5 protein-coding genes are annotated in these 3,441 nt (G+C 28.3%); 4 read left to right on the top strand and 1 reads right to left on the bottom strand.

Features of this window, described 5'->3' with window-relative positions; genetic code table 11:
- From VK071_09905 to VK071_09915, 3 genes are all read left to right on the top strand, one after another.
- The coding region (locus VK071_09905; protein HLR35619.1) for a Cof-type HAD-IIB family hydrolase at positions 1–815 on the top strand (815 nt) is incomplete at its 5' end.
- Between the two features lie 13 nt (positions 816–828).
- Positions 829–1,281 (top strand): thioredoxin-dependent thiol peroxidase, encoded by a 453-nt coding sequence (gene bcp / locus VK071_09910; protein ID HLR35620.1) that lies wholly within the window; start codon positions 829–831, stop codon positions 1,279–1,281.
- A gap of 24 nt (positions 1,282–1,305) precedes the next feature.
- On the top strand, positions 1,306–2,259 hold the full coding sequence (locus VK071_09915; GenBank protein ID HLR35621.1) for a TIGR01212 family radical SAM protein: 954 nt from the start codon (positions 1,306–1,308) through the stop codon (positions 2,257–2,259).
- Between the two features lie 35 nt (positions 2,260–2,294).
- Here the strand turns inward: VK071_09915 and VK071_09920 are convergent, their stop codons facing one another.
- Entirely contained in the window at positions 2,295–2,474 is a 180-nt protein-coding gene (locus tag VK071_09920; protein HLR35622.1) for a DUF1540 domain-containing protein, read from the bottom strand.
- A gap of 100 nt (positions 2,475–2,574) precedes the next feature.
- On the opposite strand from VK071_09920, the gene VK071_09925 reads away from it, so the two are divergent.
- Positions 2,575–3,306: a pseudouridine synthase gene (locus VK071_09925; protein HLR35623.1), complete on the top strand. Its 732-nt coding sequence runs from the start codon at positions 2,575–2,577 to the stop codon at positions 3,304–3,306.
- Positions 3,307–3,441: the final 135 nt, after the last annotated feature.

Raw genomic sequence — 3,441 nt, forward strand, 5'->3', positions numbered from 1 at the left:
TTGATTTGGATGGAACATTACTAGATGATGATAAAAATATTCCAGCAGAAAATAAGGAAATATTAAAAAAACTATTAGATAAAGGATATGAAATAGTAATTGCTACAGGTAGAAGATATTGGTCTGCAAAAATGTTTATAAAGGATATAAATAATGACTTAGTGATATTAGCTAATAACGGTACCATCGTAAGAGAATCTAAAAATGATAAAGTGTTAATGGAAAAATATATGGAACCAAGGGATTATCATATTTTAGTAGAAGAAGGAAAGATTAAAGGGTTATATCCAATAGTACATGTTAATGAATATAATAATGGTTATGATATAGTTATAGAATTAGATAAGAAAAATGAAAAATATAATAATTATCTATATAAAGACCCTAAAAGGCATAGACAGGTTGAAGATATTACAAAGTTAAAGGATCCTAAAGTACTCACCGTAGTGTTTATAGGAGAAAAAGAAGAGTTAGAAGAGTTGTATTTAGATATAAATAAGAAATATCCAAGGAAATATAGCTCTCATATTATGCATAATATTACTTCGGCTAATGGACTTTTGGAGGTCATGCATCCAGAGGGATGCAAATGGTTAAGTTTAAGGGAATATGCAAGGGGTAAAGGAATACTAGAAAATGAAATAATTACTATTGGCGATGATAATAATGATATTGAGATGCTTAAGAAAGCTGGCTTAGGAATAGCTATGAAAAATGGAACTGAAGTAGTTAGAAAATATGCTGATATTATTACTGAAAAAAATAATAACGAAGGTGGACTAGCTTATATTTTAGATAAGGTTTTAGAGGTGTAAAGGAGGAATTTTCATGAAGAAAGCACCAGAGTTTACATTAAAAGAAACCGATGGTAAAAATATTTCTTTAAAAGATTTTAGGGGAAAAAATGTAGTTTTATATTTTTACCCAAGGGATAATACTTCTGGATGTACAACAGAGGCTATAGAGTTTAGAGATTTATATGAAGAATTTAAAAAGTTAGATATAGTAATACTAGGTATTAGTAGAGACAAATTAAAATCTCATGCTAAATTTAGGGATAAATTAGAACTACCTTTCTTATTATTAAGTGATGAAGATGAAAAGGTTCATAATTTATATGATGTAATGAAACTTAAAAAAATGTATGGTAGAGAATATATAGGGGTAGAAAGATCTACTTTTATAATAGATAAAGAAGGAAATATAGTAAAAGAATTTAGAAATATAAGAGCAACAGGGCATCCTAAAAAGGTATTAGATTTTATTAAAGAAGAAATGTAGATTAAATATAAGGTGGAAATATATATGGAAATAAATGTATATAATGTATATTCAAAATATTTGAAAGGGAAATTTGGAGAAAAAGTATATAAACTTCCTATAAAATTACCTCTTACCTGTCCTAATAGAGATGGGTGTGTTGGATCTGGAGGATGTATATATTGTGGTGAAGAAGGAGGTTCCTTTGAAAATTTACCTAATAGTTTAGATGTAAAGGAGCAATTAACAGCAAATAAGGATTATATAAAAGATAGATATAAAGCTAAGAAATTTATAGCCTATTTTCAGAATTTTACTAACACATATATGCCCTTAAATGATTTTAAAAGAGTAATAAAGGAAGCACTAATGGATGATATAGTAGGAATTTCTATATCCACTCGTCCAGATTGTATAAATAATGATTATTTAGAATTTTTAGCAGAAATAAAAGATGAATATGACTTAGATATAACAGTAGAACTAGGCTTACAGACAGTAAACTATCATACATTAAATAAAATTAATAGAGGCCACACATTAGCCGAGTTTATAGATGGAGTTCTTAGAAATAAAAGGTATAATATTAGAACTTGTGTCCATATGATTCCTAATTTCCCTTGGGATGATATGGATGATATAAAGGAAGGTGCAAAAATACTTTCAGCTTTAGAGGTTGAAGAAGTAAAATTACATGCTCTTTATATAGTAGAAAATACAGTTCTAGGTAGTATGTATAAAGAAGGGAATATTTCTCTTGTTTCTAAAGAAGAATATATAGAAAGGGTTATTGCATTTTTAGAATACTTAAGTCCTAATATTGTAGTTCAAAGGTTATTAGGTAGGGCACCAGAAGAAAATACCTTATTTGTAAACTGGAATGAGAGTTGGTGGAAAATAAGGGATGAAATTATATCGGAGATGGAAGAAAGAGGGACCTTTCAAGGGAGAAAGTGTAATTATCTAAATGGAAAGGCATTAGAAAGATTTAAAAAATAAAGGAAATAGGCAGGAACCTCCTGCCTATTTAGTAATTATGTTAGTTGATTATCTGGTGAAAATGTGACACAATCTGTTTCTTTAGTAGAAGATGCATTTCGTGGTTGTATTTCTATTTTTGAAGCAGAACAGTGATCTCCATGTTCGTAATAAGCACAAGTATTTACAACACATTTTACTCCGTCTAAAGTTGTATTAGTTTTTTCAACCCTCATTAGAATTCTCCTTTCAAATTTATTTATTTCATATCTTTATTTTGTATAGATTTTAACTAGAATATTCTAGATATAAATAAAAAGGCAAAAGGGTGAGTTTATGAATAAAAAAGAAAGACTAGATAAAGTAATTTCAAATATGGGTTTTGGAAGTAGAAAAGATATAATGAAGGCAGTTAGAGATGGAAGAGTTATGGTTAACAATAAAGTAGTTAAAAATAGAGCTATGAAAGTAGATCCTTATGAAGATAAAATTCAATTTGACAATCAAATAATAGAGTATAGAAAATATATTTACCTAATGATGAATAAACCTAGTGGTGTAGTTTCTTCTACATATGATCCAAGTGATAGGACTGTATTAAGTTTACTTGAAGTACAACATCTAATATTTGAACCTTTCCCAGTAGGCAGATTAGACAAAGATACAGAAGGGTTACTACTTTTAACTAATGATGGCAAACTAGCTCATTCTCTTTTATCACCTAATAGGAAAGTTCCAAAAACCTATTATGCAGAAATAAGGGGTGTAGTAGAAGAAAAGCATATTGATAAATTTAAAGAAGGAGTGATTTTGGATGATGGTTATAAGACTATGCCATCAGAGTTAGAAATAATAGAAAGTGATACTGTATCTAAAATAAAATTAACTATATATGAAGGGAAATACCACCAAGTTAAAAGGATGTTCCAATCTATTGGGATGAAAGTCATATATTTAAGAAGGATTTCTATGGGAGATTTAAAGCTTGATTATAATTTACACCCAGGAGAATATAGAGAGCTTACTAAGGAGGAGTTAGAAGAGCTTATTAAAGAAAAAGGGGAATAATTTAGGAAAAAACAAATAATAATGTTATAATGTTATTGTAATAGTATTTAATATTAGAAAATTATAATTAGATAGGGTGTTTTGAATTGTCTTATTGCAAGGAAGATGATATTTTTCAAACATTTTTTGACAACA

The sequence above is a fragment of the Tissierellales bacterium genome (genome assembly GCA_035301805.1).
Classification (GTDB): Bacteria; Bacillota; Clostridia; order Tissierellales; family DATGTQ01; genus DATGTQ01.